This is a genomic window from Burkholderia latens, assembly GCF_902499045.1.
Lineage (GTDB): Bacteria > Pseudomonadota > Gammaproteobacteria > Burkholderiales > Burkholderiaceae > Burkholderia > Burkholderia latens.
The window spans coordinates 220,938-235,998 of the sequence record NZ_CABVPL010000002.1; the positions used below are offsets into that span (position 1 = coordinate 220,938).

The 15,061-nt window shown below is 59.2% G+C and carries 12 protein-coding genes and 1 pseudogene; 1 reads left to right on the forward strand and 12 read right to left on the reverse strand.

Annotated elements, in window-relative coordinates; genetic code table 11:
* Positions 1-137: 137 nt before the first annotated feature.
* From BSE24067_RS02245 to BSE24067_RS32870, 3 genes and pseudogenes are all read right to left on the reverse strand, one after another.
* Positions 138-3,497 carry an ATP-binding protein gene (locus BSE24067_RS02245; protein ID WP_151063598.1) on the reverse strand — a complete coding sequence of 1,120 codons (3,360 nt, stop codon included), beginning with the start codon at positions 3,495-3,497 and terminating at the stop codon, positions 138-140.
* Positions 3,494-4,168 carry a response regulator gene (locus tag BSE24067_RS02250; RefSeq protein ID WP_170297439.1) on the reverse strand — a complete coding sequence of 225 codons (675 nt, stop codon included), beginning with the start codon at positions 4,166-4,168 and terminating at the stop codon, positions 3,494-3,496. The genes BSE24067_RS02245 and BSE24067_RS02250 overlap by 4 nt, the downstream gene beginning before the upstream one ends.
* 516 nt (positions 4,169-4,684) lie before the next feature.
* Positions 4,685-5,023, reverse strand: a pseudogene (locus BSE24067_RS32870) (DUF2827 family protein); the annotation flags it as partial.
* Positions 5,024-5,108: 85 nt separating this feature from the next.
* Between BSE24067_RS32870 and BSE24067_RS02255 the strand changes: the two are divergent.
* Positions 5,109-5,426: a transposase gene (locus tag BSE24067_RS02255; protein ID WP_170297438.1), complete on the forward strand. Its 318-nt coding sequence runs from the start codon at positions 5,109-5,111 to the stop codon at positions 5,424-5,426.
* A gap of 324 nt (positions 5,427-5,750) precedes the next feature.
* Here BSE24067_RS02255 and BSE24067_RS02260 read toward each other — a convergent pair whose 3' ends face one another.
* The 9 genes from BSE24067_RS02260 to BSE24067_RS02300 form a co-directional block, all read right to left on the reverse strand.
* Positions 5,751-6,296 (reverse strand): hypothetical protein, encoded by a 546-nt coding sequence (locus tag BSE24067_RS02260; protein ID WP_151063596.1) that lies wholly within the window; start codon positions 6,294-6,296, stop codon positions 5,751-5,753.
* A gap of 10 nt (positions 6,297-6,306) precedes the next feature.
* Complete coding sequence (locus tag BSE24067_RS02265) at positions 6,307-6,822, reverse strand: CS1 type fimbrial major subunit (protein WP_151063595.1); 516 nt, start codon at positions 6,820-6,822, stop codon at positions 6,307-6,309.
* Between the two features lie 271 nt (positions 6,823-7,093).
* Positions 7,094-7,870, reverse strand: a complete 777-nt coding sequence (locus BSE24067_RS02270) for a fimbrial biogenesis chaperone (protein WP_151063594.1) — start codon at positions 7,868-7,870, stop codon at positions 7,094-7,096.
* A gap of 203 nt (positions 7,871-8,073) precedes the next feature.
* Positions 8,074-9,411: a hypothetical protein gene (locus BSE24067_RS02275; protein ID WP_151063593.1), complete on the reverse strand. Its 1,338-nt coding sequence runs from the start codon at positions 9,409-9,411 to the stop codon at positions 8,074-8,076.
* Positions 9,374-11,875: a TcfC E-set like domain-containing protein gene (locus BSE24067_RS02280; protein WP_170297437.1), complete on the reverse strand. Its 2,502-nt coding sequence runs from the start codon at positions 11,873-11,875 to the stop codon at positions 9,374-9,376. Before BSE24067_RS02280 ends, BSE24067_RS02275 begins: the two co-directional genes overlap by 38 nt.
* Positions 11,876-12,350: 475 nt before the next feature.
* Positions 12,351-12,914 (reverse strand): hypothetical protein, encoded by a 564-nt coding sequence (locus BSE24067_RS02285; protein WP_151063591.1) that lies wholly within the window; start codon positions 12,912-12,914, stop codon positions 12,351-12,353.
* Between the two features lie 11 nt (positions 12,915-12,925).
* On the reverse strand, positions 12,926-13,441 hold the full coding sequence (locus tag BSE24067_RS02290) for a hypothetical protein (protein WP_151063590.1): 516 nt from the start codon (positions 13,439-13,441) through the stop codon (positions 12,926-12,928).
* 455 nt (positions 13,442-13,896) lie between these two features.
* Positions 13,897-14,451 carry a hypothetical protein gene (locus tag BSE24067_RS02295; RefSeq protein WP_151063589.1) on the reverse strand — a complete coding sequence of 185 codons (555 nt, stop codon included), beginning with the start codon at positions 14,449-14,451 and terminating at the stop codon, positions 13,897-13,899.
* Positions 14,452-14,462: 11 nt separating this feature from the next.
* On the reverse strand, positions 14,463-14,975 hold the full coding sequence (locus BSE24067_RS02300) for a hypothetical protein (RefSeq protein ID WP_151063588.1): 513 nt from the start codon (positions 14,973-14,975) through the stop codon (positions 14,463-14,465).
* Positions 14,976-15,061: the final 86 nt, after the last annotated feature.

The following is a 15,061-nucleotide window of genomic DNA, read 5'->3' on the forward strand; positions in this document are numbered from 1 at the left end:
GATTCGCCCGATCTACACCGCACAGAGCGCGGAGGCGGCTCGGGCAGAACTCGACGCGGCCGTCGCTTCGTGCCGGCGTCGAATTACTCGCCACTTGAAGGCTGTTGAGCGCGCATCTCGACCGCTGGCATCACCTTTCAGGAACCCTTTTTGGCTGTAGCATGCAGTGCCAGCCACGACTCCACCGCATCGACAAACGACTGGCAATCTGCTTCCTCGACGCATTTGGATTCCGCTATTTTCGCGGACCACTCTTCCAAGTGACTTACCAGCTCGCCCCTGTCGAGAATCATCAGGGCGCCCTGGATCCGGTGCAATCGCTCCAGCACCTCGGACACGTGACCCGCCTGCACCATCAATCGGAGTGCTTCTCTGTCGGAAATCCACGATTCGATGAACAACGACAGAAGTCGGTTGACATCAGGTGTAGCCACTGTCGGTTGCTGAACGTCGCCAGGTCCGAGCACGTTTTGCAACACGAGAGAAAGGTCGCCCATAGTCGACGGTTTTGTGATGAGCGCATCGAACCGGGTGTTCGCCACGCTTGCGAGTGTCGCATCGGCAGTACACAAAACGACCGGCCATGATATCCCCGCTGCTCGCAAGTCGGACAACAGCTCCGCCCCGCCCTTGCCCGGCAAATTGGAATCGGTGACGACGAGATCGTAGATTCGGGACCGGCAACGTCGAATGCCATCCTCCGCGCTACCGACGACTTCTACGTGTCCGATCCCGAGCATCCGCAGTTGATCGCACATCAACTGCGCACTGACTCGGTCGTCCTCAACCACCAGAACGCTGGCATCACTCCACGCACCACCTGTGATTTCGCCGGAACCGTCCGTGCCCTCGCTGCCATCAGCGTCCGCTCCGGAAAGGACCATTTCGATCGCGTCTAGAAGCAACTGACCGCTGTAGGCGCTAATTGTGACGGCATGGCCTGTGGAGATCGGGACAAGCGGCCCGTCCAGTCCGATCGTAATGCGACGGTAGACACCGGGCGCTTCAGGCGAACCATCATGTTCGAGCCAGTCGCGCGCGTCGATGAAAACGGTGGATGCATGCGCTTCCTCCCGCCCGTCATCCTGACCACTCGTGACGCGGGCAGCCGGATACCACGCGCTGAGCTGGGCCGCCAGTTGCCCACGCCAACTGGGAATATCGCAATTCACGACGAAATGGACGCCTTGGCCGGCATTGCCGTTGATTTGCGCCGCTGAATCGTGATGCAGTGGCAACACGACGGTGAAAATCGATCCGACGCCAACCTCGCTTTCGACGGTGATACCACCACCCATTCGTTCGGCGATTTTCTGGCAAAGAGACAAGCCGAGCCCGGTACCTGCCCGCGAACTTTTCGGGCCGGCCGAGCCTTGGACGTAAGGCATGAAAATCTTTTCAATCTCGTCTTCGGGAATCCCCCTGCCGGAGTCGGCGACGCGGAGCCGAACCTGTCCGTCCCCGGTCAAGCCGAGTGAAACCGTAATCGCACCGTGAGATGTAAACTTGACGGCGTTGCCAATGAGATTGGTGACTATTTGCGTGAACCGGTACCCGTCACAAATCCACGTGCCCCGCAGTGCCGGATCGATCAGGCAGAGAAGCCGCACGCCGTTTTTCTGCGCATCCACCGCAAACGTCCGGCTTGCCTGCTCGACGAGTTGATCAATGTGTTGTGGCTGTTCCTGCAGCAGGAACTCGCCTGCCTCGATTCTGGACAGATCGAGCACGCCGTTGATCAGCGAAAGGAGTGAGCCAAACGAGTCCTGCGCAATCAACAAGCGCGAGCGCTGCTCCTGGGTCAATCCCATCCGCGAAAGCAATTCAAGATTCCCTAATGCCCCGTGTAACGGCGTCCTGATTTCATGGCTCATCGTCGCCAGAAACATGCCCTTCTCGTGACTTTCGGCCTGAGCACGCGCTCGAGACTCTCGCAGCCGCCGTTCGATTTCCTTTCGCTTCGCCAAATCGACCATCCCGATCACGAAAACATCGTCTCCGCGATACTTTGCCTGCGCATAGGCAACCTCGAGATCAGGCTCCATCTCAAACCGGCTTACCACGCCGGAGCGCTCGGCACTCCCCGCGTGAAACCTGACCAGTGCGCCGGCACGTGCAAGTACGTTGTCGGGGCTGGAGTCCTGTTCCCCTTGGCTGGCAAAGGCCATCTGAAGGCTTTGCGCTTCCGCATTCTGCAACAGGATGGCACCGCTCTTCCTGGCCACGACGGTCAAGCTCACTGGCGCGACCTGGATGATGGAGCGACTGAACGCCTCGCCTTCCAAAAGGCTATGCAGCCGCTCCCTGGACGGCCGAATCACTTCGCGATTCATCCAGAACGCGCCGCCAATGACCAGACCGCATCCACTCAGCGTCGCGAGTACAACAAGCAGCAGTTGTTGTCTGATTGCGCCCAGAAGGTCGCTCCAGGTATAGGCATATACCGCCACCCACTGCGGGCCCGGCACGCGCTGAATAACGAAGAAGCTGCCCTCGCGCCAGATGCGTTGGGGCCGTCCGTTCGCCGCCTGGTATACCCACGGATTTCTCGATATGATTTCCGCCCAATGCGCCTCTTGCGGATTCGTTTCGTCGATACCCAATAGTCGCTGCACCGCGCACGAAACAACAAAGAAATGCGGATCGCCTTCGTTGTGCAGAAAATACTGATTGAATCGATTACACGGAATCGACAATGCGATCGTTGCCTTGCGTTGCTCACCGTCGTAGACGGATGTCGCAAAATAGGTGGTCGTCATGTCGTTGAGTGGATCCTTCGATCCGGTCACCCACACAACCTTGCCGCGAACTCCGCTCTGCGCATCGCGCTGCATCTCTTCTTCGACAGCCTCCATGCGTTTCCCAATGAAGTCTTCCGCGGCCTTTTCAGTGTTCAGCCGAGCAATCTGGTCCGGTGCGAGCGGCGGAAGCGTAGCCAGAAATCGCTTATCCGGCGTATAGATAAACCCCTCGGATAGCGGTGGCGATTTGTCCTGCTGCGAAAGCGAAAACGTCGACGCATATCTTGCCAGATCGATCAAGTTTGTCTGGCGACCCGAATCCAGGGGTGAAGTGAGCGTCGACACGACCGAGAATGCGCGGGTCGCCGCAGATCCGGGCACTGTCTGAGCCAACTGGTTCTTTCTGGGCAACGGAACCTTCCGCGCCTGCGAGTCACCTGACTCCAGGTACTCCTTTGCGATCTGGTACGTCACGACCAACTGGCGAATGCGGGCCTCGCGCCTGTCGACCTCCTCCTTCAATGCCTCTCTCTGCGCGGAAAATTGCTGCGCAAATTCCTCGTGCTGATGCGATATCAGGAGTTCGGTCACGCCCCCGGCGCATACCAGGATAAGGCACGTCAGCGTTATGGTCGAAACAATCAGCAGGCGCTTTGAAAACGTCAACCTGAGCGGGGCGTAAGCTTGGGTTGCCGTCGCGATTCCGTCGTCGGCCCCACCCGGAGTTTCTTCCGCGTTGCGGCGAGACTGGCTCATGAGCCGAAATGTTCCGTGTAGATGCGGTAAAGGTCCGCTTCGGATCTCGCCCCCAACTTATGCATCGCTCTCATTTTCTGGTGGCTGATCGTCTTGATGCTGCGATTCGTATGCATCGCGATTTCGGTAACCGACATCCCGCGCCCCAGCATGCGGAATATTTCGAGCTCGCGCTCGCTAAGCGATTCGATTGAAGTCTGCGCCGCATGTCCGGCCTCGAGCAGGTCGACAGCCACGGCTGGATCAACGAACGTTTGCCCGGCATGCACACGGCGCACGATTGCGGCCAAGCGCGCGAAATCTTGGCTTGATTTTCTCAGGAAGCCTGCAACGCCCGTATTCATGACGCGAGAGACAAGCAGCGCGATATCTTGATGTGCGGTCAGCACGACAATCGCAACCTCTGGATGGCTACGCCTTAGTCGCTTGAACAGTGCCACTCCATCCGGCTGCTGATCTCCGCTGAATGAATAGTCGCAGATCAAGACATCGCAAGACTGCTGTTGCAACAGATGCAGCAGGTCCGAAATTGTCGATGCAACACCGACGACATTGATATCCATCTCGGCCGACAGGATCGCGGCGACGCCGGTAGAAACTACCGGATGGTCATCAGCCACGACGACATTGATGCGACGACGAGCGTTGCCACTTTCAGTGGATGCATTCATCAACATTTTCCCAAAAAAAAATAGCTGTCTATCCTTTCGATGCCTTGTTGCAATCCGCGGGCTCGCCCTTCGGCGCCCTGTCAATCTAAATCAACTTTCTATCCGGATACCGACCAAGTCGAGATTTCTCTTCGAACGTCGCGCCTGCATGCGCAGGATTCATGTTTTCTATGGTGGCTTCCGGAGCAACGACACACCGCGATGTGACGGCACTCGCCAGTCCGCCTTTCTCGACGTCTCGCCTTGAACATGTAATTTTGCGATGCACAACGTCCATGAGTCGCGTTCACATAGAATACTCGGCCCCAATTTTTCTTGGGAATTTATTTAAAAAACCGAAGTCCGTGCCGACGCACCTTGCTCGTCTATTTCAGCCCCACGAACCGTTCGTTGACCGCATTCGAAATCTAGACCGTCCGCGAATAATCAGGCTCGCATCACCACGTCCGGTGGATAAATTCATCGGCGCGCAAGTCCTGAGACACACGCCAAAGCCACCAAAGAATATACGATGTCTCATGTATCGCGATAGCGCGATTCGATCGCGTGGGAATACACAGCGACGTTGCGGGGGTTGCGGATGCTCAACCGAGTTGAGCAGGTGCTTCGAGCGCTCGTGGCACGCGTCGCGAGTTTCGCGTCGTGCTCCGCAAATGCCTGTAACAGCACGCGCCGGCCGGACCGGCGTCGAAGTCCGGATAGAGATACCCAGCCTTGCCGAGGAACGGCGAGTTGTCGGTCAGCAAATGGTCTGCCGTGCAGCAGTTCGTAACACAGGCCGTTCTGCGCGTTTTCCTATGTGCGCGGAACCACCGCGTTGCCGTAGGCGGCCATGAACACGTACACCGGATAGCGCGGCGTCACCTGTATACGTCCTTGGCTTTCGTGTGCCGGCCAACATATTTGCGCCAGTTGGAAAGACAGTCGAAGACTAGCCGCCGTGATTCGCCCGATATACACCGTCCCGAGCGCGGAGGCAGCTCAAGCAGCGCTTTATGCCTTTGCTGGAGGGCCATGGAGCCGGAGTCCCCACGGTCAGCGCGGCGTGGCGCAACGCCTGGGTCGTGTAATTCCGTTCTTCGCGTTTCCGCCGGCGGTTCGCAAGGTTGTATGCACTACGAACGCCATCGCGAACATCAACCCGCAGCTGCGCAGGATCATCAGGACTCGGGGCACTTCCCGACCGATGAGGCCGCCACCAAGCTCGTCTGGCTGGCACTGCGCAACATCACTACCGATTGGGGCGTGCTGTTCATGATTGGAAGGCGGCTATGGGCCGGTTCTCCATCCTCTACGAGGATCGATTCGTTCGACCATCCGTATGAATCTCAACTCGCGTCAAACACGGAAATTTTTGCCCCCATCGAAAGCGCTGCCAGCCAAGCGCCAGTGAGCAACGACTACCCATAGGGATTAATAGCCCGCTCCCCGGGTTTATTTCGGACGGCAGTTAGATTCCGGAGTTAAAAACTGATGCGACGCGTCATGCGTCCGCGTGAACCGCGAAGGCGTGAGATAGTAGCCTCACTAACGAACAGGCTAAAGACACTAAACACCATGACCTACCGCAAATACAAGCCCCTTATTCATCGAGAGCCGTCTCAAAGACCGCAGACACAACGCCTTTATATGTCATGCCTCTTTTCACGGGAATATCCTTGTTAAAATAGATCCCCAGAATCAATTGTATTTCACCTCCTTTGGCGGCAACGTCTTTACTTGCGACCTCTACCTTTTCCTCTTCTATCGATTCCAGAAAATTCATCTCGGCGGTCAGCACCCGTCGCCGTACGCCGATTTTCGATATTCGATCTTCGCCAGCGAGATACCAGTTGCCTGTCGTCATTGATTCCCCGCCCGAAGTCAACGTCAGCTTCAAATGAACAGCGCCATAACTACTCTTTACTTTGACTGGCATGTGTTCCATTTTTTCACTGCCACTCCACCCGTCCCCGATGTTAAACTTGGCCTCGTAACCACTTTCCCAGCCTTGGGCAGTTACTTCAAAGACGCCTTGCGGCGGTACTTGACCAGCGAGCCGGACGTTTAAATCGATCGGCTTCGGATTTCCCGCATACGCCGACAACGCGCATGCACTCGCAGCGACTGCCAAAGCAAGCTTTTTCACCGACTACTCCTTACTCCACTTCAGTCTCAAACATCAGGGGCACCGTGCCCGCGTACTTGCCCGGCACCGGAGCGGCCTTGATTTTGTCGCTCGCTTCCCCCGGCGTGATCACCAGCTCGATCGACGAGCCGCTCTTCGCCTCGTCCTTCGTCACAACCTCGACAGGATCAGTGCCGATGTCCTTGCCGCCGATCTTGGCACCCACCTTGAAGTAGGCTTCCGCATCGTCTCCGTGGACAAGGCGCGGTTCCGTGGCGTCCGCAAACTTGACCCGCAGCCTGCCCACCTTGCTTTTCGCGGTCACTTTTAGCTTCAGCGATTCGAACTTTTTCTGGTCGGCGCCCCACTTGATCGGCTGCTGCTTGGTCAAGTCCCAACCATCCGCCTTGATCTCGATGCTGCTCGCCACCGGCACCTCGGCGCTCAGCTTGATCTCCAATTCCTGCTGCTTCAGCGGGGCTGCGTGTGCGGCACCGGCGATTGCGGTCGCACCCAGCAGACACGCGCGGATGACAGATTGATGCATACATGTTCCAAGAGCGGTTAATAGGGCAGCGCATCAGACTGGCGCTGCCACCCCATTTTCGGGGCCGAGCCAGGCTGACCCAATCAGACAACTCTTATTTATGCACTCCCGATTAAGAAGGAGAACTCATACAGGTCATCCAGGAGCGCTCGACGGTTGTCGGCCAACTGACCTATCTCTGGGAGCTCACCGCGTGCAAGTTTGTGGCCCGCCTCACTGCTGTCTTGCGACTTGCGTCGCGGTGGAATACTTCAGCGATGGAAAGTCACCTTCACGTCGCCGACGCGACTTGCCCGGCCTCGACATGCATCCTCGTTCGCTTTTCACCTTCGCGCAGTTCGAACTCGCAACGCGAGCCGGCTTCGCACGGCAGCTCCTTCGTTTTCCCCGGGCGGATGTAGTACGCAGTCGGTTCGCCGCATGCACCGTTCTTCTCCTTGCACACGCGATAGGCCTCGAGCGTCACCATCGAACTCCCCTTGTTCTCGACGATGCTCTTGCCGCCCTCCACCTTGAACTCCGTTTGATAGCCCTCATCGCCCGGACGCACGATCACCATGGCCCCGTATCCCGTCAGCACGTTGATGCCCGCGGACAGCGATTCCTTGTATTGCTCGATTTCATCGTTGCTCAGCACGAAGTCGTCTTTCGACTTCGGCACGACAGGTACAAAGCGCACGCGATAGTAGCGCTCCGCGTCGCGCTTGCCGCGATAGAGCAGACGCACCGATTGGGCACCGTCGGCCGGCACGATCAGGCGCGAGGGACTCGCGATCAGCCCTTGGCCGTCTCGTTGGGTCAACAGCGCGGGGTCGAGCGGCACCTCTTCCTGCTTGCCGTCATCGTTGAACACTACCTCGCTCACCTCGACCCGTACGAATGCAGTCGCATCCCCCTTGTTCCGGATCCGCTTGAGGATCGACGACTGCTTTCCGCCCATGTACTCGAACATGGGGCCAATGTTGATCGACGGCGCGCCCGCGCTGACCGAAAGCGAGCACATGGCCAGTAGGCCAGCAAACATACATTTCGCGAGATTGACTTTCATTCGACACTCCTGTTATCGGCACTGAATGCGATCTCGCCCAATGCTTCCAGGGCCGGTCTTTCGATCATTGCGTGTGTGCCAGTTCAAAAATATGCAGCGATTGCGTGGACCGGCTGCATGTCAGAGATTCCATTTTCCGAACTCCACGGTGCGGCGAATATCGGAATAGTCTGAAAGCGGCGGCCGCGGCCCTGCTCCTCGCGTCACTCGGCAATCGCATCGAATACAACGGAGGCCCTTCCTGTATAGGTCGTCCCGGGATGCTGGCCCATCTCCGATACCCCCGGGCCGTCAATGGCGACATGGGCGGTTGCCACGGCATTGTCCAGATACCGGTCGACATCGAGTGACGCGGGTGCCCGCGTGGTCAGTGGAATCCGACTGAACGGCGCTTTACGGTCAGTAGTCGCTCCGGCCACCGTCAACGCAAGATCGACCGGTACGACCGAGCCACGGGGGTTGCGCATGACGCAGCGGCCCGCCGCGTCTTCACCGTCCTCGCACCGCAGGCTTACCCGCAGCGGCTCGCCCGTAGACAGTCCGTACGCGACATCACGCTCGATCCTGGTAGAGGGCTTGCCTTCGGCTATCCAGTTCAACCAGCCCTGAGCGGGGGCAAGCTTGACGTCGTTACCGGCGCCCGAGTCCGTGATCATGAATTTGTGGCGCACCTTCAGGACGAACGCGACATCAACGCTCGATCGCGCCACGTGAGCATGCGCGCCGAAGTCGAAATCCTTTCCCGGTCCAACCGTGAACGTGTGCACCCCTTGGTAAGTGCCATTGGGCAGCGATACGGGATCCGGCGTGACGAGTTCGTAGGCCACGGCAAGTGAATTTCCATCGAGCACGACTGCGCCTGCGGGAAGCGACTGGCGAGGGGTCTTGAAACAGCCCCCACCGTCGCGGGGCAAACGCCAGCCGAACCGGTAGGCATTTGCCGTGGCGATCGGCTGGACGGAGAGCGCCGTACATCCTGCCGGCGGCTGTAGCCAACCGCCTCCATTCCACAGGGCCGCATGTGCCGTTTCAGCGCTTCCTGCCGGCGTACCGGTCAGTTGGTACACGTCCGGCCGGAGCGTGTATTGCCCGATGATGCCCGCGACCCGGAAGGTGACCGCAGTGACCCGATTCGTGCGTTCGTCCCTGAGTTCCACACGAACCGGATTGGCCGGCGCCCGAAGATAGACGCCATCCTGCCCATTCGCACCGCTATCGAGTGCACCGTAGCTCACATCGCCCACCGGCAGATCGACAGTCGTCACACCTGCACAGCCACCGGGATCGGCCGCACAAAAGCCTGCCGGCCTCGTGATATTGCGAAAGCCGTTTTCGCCCTGGGTCTGCGCACCGGGCAGGTATTCAGCCTCGATCGACATATCGGCGGCACACGCGACGGTTGCGCCGGCTAGCACCAAAACCGAACCGGCCAGCCATCGCATGAGCACGATCAGCACTCGAGCGGTGGATGCGCGTGCGCCTCGATTGGCGCTCTCCGTCTGATTACCCCTGTTCATCACGGCTTTCCCCTGAATCGGCATTGGTCTGCTCCTGTTCACATTCCAACTCCCCGACAATCAGGGAGTCACCTTCCATTTGATGGTCCTGCGGCTTCAGGTGAAGCGTGCGGAGCGGCTTGCCCCCTTTCTCGACCTTGATGACCGGATCGGCGTGGCTCACTTCGAGCGCGAAAAATCCGTCGGCCTCGGTGACCGACCGCCCCGCGAGGCTAGACAGGTGGGCTGCTCGCACCGGCTTGCCTGCACGGTCGACCAGTCGACCGATCACCGTCAGTGTCTTCATGACGTGCACCTTCTCGTACCCGACGCCGCCCTTGTTCAGGTGGTAATGGGTCGCGGCCGGCTGCAGCGTCGCCGCCGGCGCCTGCGATCGATCGAAGAAGTACTGGAGTCGACCCGCGCGATAAGCCGACACGGGAACCAGATTGCGACCCGGGTGCAGTTCAATGCTGCCGCCCGAGGTGTCCTGGGCACGCACCTTGACGTCCTCGAAATCGGATGCCAGGTCCACAATCACTGCGGACTCGCCGTTGAAGGCGTTGCCTTTGCCGGACACGGCCGCGGATTTGCCGTTCGTGCCAACGGTGCTGGACAGGTTCATCCCGCCGGCAATGCCGCCTTCCTTGGACGAGCGCTGGAGGAACGCATCGCCGCGCGCCACCGAATGTTCGAACTGCGTGGTGGCGCCCACGCTCAAGCCATACCGGTCGACGGTTCCGTTCGCCCCCACCGACCTGAAGAAGCCGGTGTCGAGCTCCTGCCGCACGCCCAGCGACGCATACTGATCACGCCGGCCATCCGAGCCGCTTCGCGTTCCGAGGTTCACGTTGTAGCTGCGTTTTTCCTTGCCGAGCGCAATACTCAAGCCAAGATCGACGCCCCGGTTGCGGGTTCTCGCCAACGTCCCGGTGGGGCGATCGAAGCCGGACAAACGCCAGGTGAGATCGTTGCCGAACAAGCTATGTCGATGCGAAACCGACAGGTCGACACCGAGGCCGCTCGTCGCACCGCTGGCGTATGAAGCGCGCGACATGATGCTCGTTTGCGCCGTGAAGCGATGGCTCCACGTAATCGCCGAGTCATGCACCTTGCCGCTGCGCACGCTCGAGCGCGCATTCCGATGGCGCCGGTCGCTGCGTTGCCAGCGCTGGCTGTGGCTCAGCGATACGCTCCCGTCCCGGTACGGCATCAGGATCTGCACGTCGCCGCCCACTCCATGTTTCGAGGAGTGGTACACGTTCCAGTACGTTCGCGCACGGTCGGTAAACTGCCAGTCAACCGACGCGCCGAATACGTTGGCGTCGGCCACATGCTGCGCCGACGCACCGAGCACGACCCGCGGATGGGCGAGGTAGTTGATCGCGCCACCCGCGGTGAACGCGTGCGAGCGATCCTCGCCGATCAGGTTGCGTTCCTGTCCAGCAAAAAATGCGTACTTCCATCGTTGTGTGGGATCGCTCCACGCCGCGGGCTTGTAGATGAGCTCGTTCTGCGTGGACGTAACCTGACCATCCTCGACGAGCCGGATCTCCACTTCATAGATGCCGCTGGGCAGCGGGCGCGTATCGACCACCTGCAGCCCCGGCTGCACCGATTGGCTGTGGATCAACGCGCCATTGCGATAGATTTCCACCATGCCCTGGCGATTGGCGGTCACATAAACGGGATAGAGGCTCGGGCGCGCGCCTTCGACCTCGCGCGCCTCGGAGGTGCCAAACATCACCCCAAGTGTGGTCGCCGCGCCTCCGCCCGGCATGCGCGGAGGCCGGATACCGGTTGCCAGGTCCGGCGTAAAGAAGCCCGCGCGCGCGAACTTGCCCTCGAACTCGCGCTGCGCGTATAGGCGCGGCACCGAGTATTCAATCTCGCTGGCTCGCCGCATGCCGCGGTTCTGCGTCGCCTGCAATCCGCTCGTGATGGACCAGTTCCCCACGCTACCGATGGCGTCGAACGAATACCGTCCGCCGATTTCACGGCCCTGGCCACCCGTGAGATTCAGGTAGTTGTACGTAATCAGGCCGGTGCTTCCACTGGCCGGCAGCGGGTGATATTTCTTCTGCTCGCCATCCTGTTCCGCATGGCGCGTCACGATCGATAAAACGGAGTCCTGCAGGTTGTAGTGAAGCGCGAGCACGCCGTCGCAGTTGGTATCGCAGGCGCCAAGCGCACGCGGCTCACGGAGAAATTTTTCGATCAGCTCGCGATCGCCCTGTTCGATGCCGCCGCGCTGCTCATTCGAGAGCGCCACCAACTGGACCTTTCCGTCGCGACTCAACGTGATCGTGCCCTCGCCTGCCGAATGGCCATCGAAATCGATACGCACGATCAGCGGTGAATCGAACAGTTGCTCGAGAAAATCCGCCGGAAGCTGCTCCGCCTGCTCGAACAGGTCCGCTCCCGAGCCGGCAACCTCCGCACGCGCGAACGCGCCCTGTTGGCACAGCGCACCAATGGCAAGAAAAATAGCGACGCTGATCTTGCTCATTTTTGGCATAGCTGCTCCAACATTCGTTAAATTCCGTTAAATGGGTAACCCGATGGATACGCGGGACAATCGAAACTGGACACACCGTATGGGCGAAATGCGCTCCAGAGCCACGCGAGCAGAACCACCGCAACGGGCGCGCGGCAATTTATCGGTGTGGACGGCGGGGAAGCGCAAAGCCGACGGCATGCGGTCGGTGTCGACTGAGGGAATTATGGGAAATTGAATGACCGAAACGAATCAGAGAAGTCTGATTTAGGAGGCCAAGAAATCGCTGAAGCTGGTTGAGAAAGCGACGGATTATTAAATAATGAAAAGCTGCGCGGTTTGTTTCGGACAGCCCAGCGCCATGCCGGCACGTAATGGCCATTGAACCGGCGCTTGCGGAAAGACGGATTCGCCCCTGTTTATAGGGACGAATCCGTTGTCGTGCGCTGACGAGGGAGGACCATTACGCACGTGCGAAAGCACCACCTTAAGACGCCATCCCGGTCTCGAAGATCGCAGTCATCGTGCCGGTATAGGTACCGCTACGCGGGACGCGGTTCGGAGCGTAAAGACGCAATCGGACACCGACCCAGTCGCCTCTCGCGGCCGACTCGGCCATCAAAACCTCTCCGCCGTCCTCGTAGTTCACCCAGCCCCAATTTCGCCATCCGCCTTTCGCACTGGTTATATTCCCGTCAAGCTCGACAAAATCATCACCACTGTCGTGCACCAGCACCCCACGGCCTTCCGTCGACACGTCTTTGCCCTGCAGCGGAGACCGAAGTTTAAGATGGACGGGGCCATAAGAGCTTTTCACATCCCATTGGAGCTCCGCCATCTCGTTCCCGCCCTTGCCACTCCAGTCCCAGTCGTCGGGCACGGTCAACGTCTTGTTCTCACCATCCCACTCGCCCCTGGGCTTTACCACAAAGATATCCGGCCTTGGAACTTTACCCGCAAGCTGAACCTTGAGATCAATCGGGTCCGGATTTGCCGCATACGCCGACATTGCATATGCGCTCGCAGCAATTGCCAAAATCAACTTCTTCACCAGATCACTCCTTAGTCAATCTCAGACTCAAACATCAGCGGCACCGTGCCCTCATAGGTGCCCGCCAGCACATCGTTCTTGATCTTGTCGCTCGCCTCCCCGGGCGTAATCACCAGATCGAGCGACTTGCCCTGCGCCGCCTCGGCCTTCGTCACAACCTCCGCGGCGTCAGTGCCGACGTCCTTATCGCCGACCTTGGCACCCACCTCGAAGTAGGCCTCCGCGTCGCCCTTGAGGGCGAGGCGCGGCACCTCGGCGCTCGAGAACTTCACCTGCACGTTGCCCACCGTGCTTTTCGCATTTACCTTCAGCGTCAGTGCATCGAACTTTTTCTTTTCGGCGTTCCACGTGAGCTCCTGCGGCTTGGCACGGTCCCACCCACCCTCCTCCTTGACCTCGAAGACGCTCACTGGCGGCACCTCGGCGCTCAGCTTGATCTCAAAGGACTGCTCCTTGACCTCCGCGTGCGCGGTACCGGCGATTGCGACCGCGCCCAGCAGACACGCACGAATGATGGATTGATGCATACATACTCCAAGAATAATTAATAGGGGCCGCGCAATGGGGTGCGCCCTGCCCGCTACATTTTCAGACCCTGGTCAGACCGAACCAATCAGACAACTCTTATTTGCGAACCATCAATTAATAAAGGATCACTAATTGATATCATCGGATACGATCTCAGCCCCCGTGACCAACGACCAACGGTAAAATGTGCGGGAAGTTGGCCGAAATGAATCAGAGATCAGAGAAGTCCGATTTAGGAAGCCAAGACGCGGCCGAGGCGGCCTGATAAATCGACAGATTATTAAATGATGAGAAGGGGCGAGGTGTGTTTGGACAGGCCAGCGCCATGCTGGCACGCAATGGCCATTGAAACGACGCCTGCGGAACGACGGATTCGCCACTATTTACAGCGCGAATCCGTCGTCGTGCGGTGGCGCGGAGGACCGCGCACGCATGCACGTGCGACAGTCCGACGTTAGCCCTCGACCCCGGTCTCGAAGATCGCAGTCATCGAGCCGGTGTAAGTACCGCTACGCGGAGTGCCGCCAGGCGCGCCAAGACTCAAACGGAGACGGGCCTTGCCGCCTTTTGCAGCGGATTCAGCCGCCAAGGCCTCAAATCCGTCTTCACGATTCAATGCTCCCCAGGTCCCCCACCAGCCGTTCGACTGAAATACGGCCGCTTGAAATTCGATAGACTCGCCATTGACGTGTACGAGCACCCCACGATTTTCTCCCGACACTTCTTTCCCCTGCAGCGGAGACTGGAGTTTGATACGGACAGGCCCATAGGTGCTCTTGACATTCCACGCGACTTCCGCTTGGTGGCCCGCAACCGCGCCATCCCAGCCGTCTGGCGTGGTCATCGCTATGCTGGAGCCATCCCACTTGTCGTCGGGAGTTACGTCAAAGACGCTCGGCGCGGGGACTTTACCGGCGAGCTGGACCTTGAAATCGATCGGGTCCGGATTTGCCGCATACGCCGACATTGCACATGCACTCGCAGCAATTGCCAAAATCAGCTTCTTCACCACATCACTCCTTACTCGACCCCAGGCTCAAACATCAGCGGCACCGTGCCCACATAGTCGCCCGCCAGCACATCGTTCTTGATCTTGTCGCTCGCCTCCCCGGGCGTGATCACCAGATCGAGCGACTTGCCTTTCGCCGCCTCGGCCTTCGTCACAACCTCCACGGCGTCAGTGCCAACGTCCTTATCGCCGACCTTGGCACCCACCTCGAAGTAGGCCTCCGCGTCGCCCTTGAGGGCGAGGCGCGGCACCTCGGCGCTCGAGAACTTCACCTGCACGTTGCCCACACCGCTTTTCGCAGTCACCCTCAGCGTCAGTGGATCGAACTTTTTCTTGTCGTCGTTCCACGTGAGTGCCTGATCCTTGGTACGATCCCAACCCTCCTCCTTGACCTCGAAGCCGCCCACCGGCGGCACCTCGGCGGTCAGCTTGATATCAAAGGACTGCTCCTTGACCTCTGCGTGCGCGGTACCGGCGATTGCGACCGCGCCCAGCAGACACGCACGAATGATTGATTGATGCATACATACTCCAAGAATGATTAATAGGGGCCGCGCAATGGAATGCGCCCTGGCAACCACATTTTTAGCGCCTGGTCAGCCTGACTCAA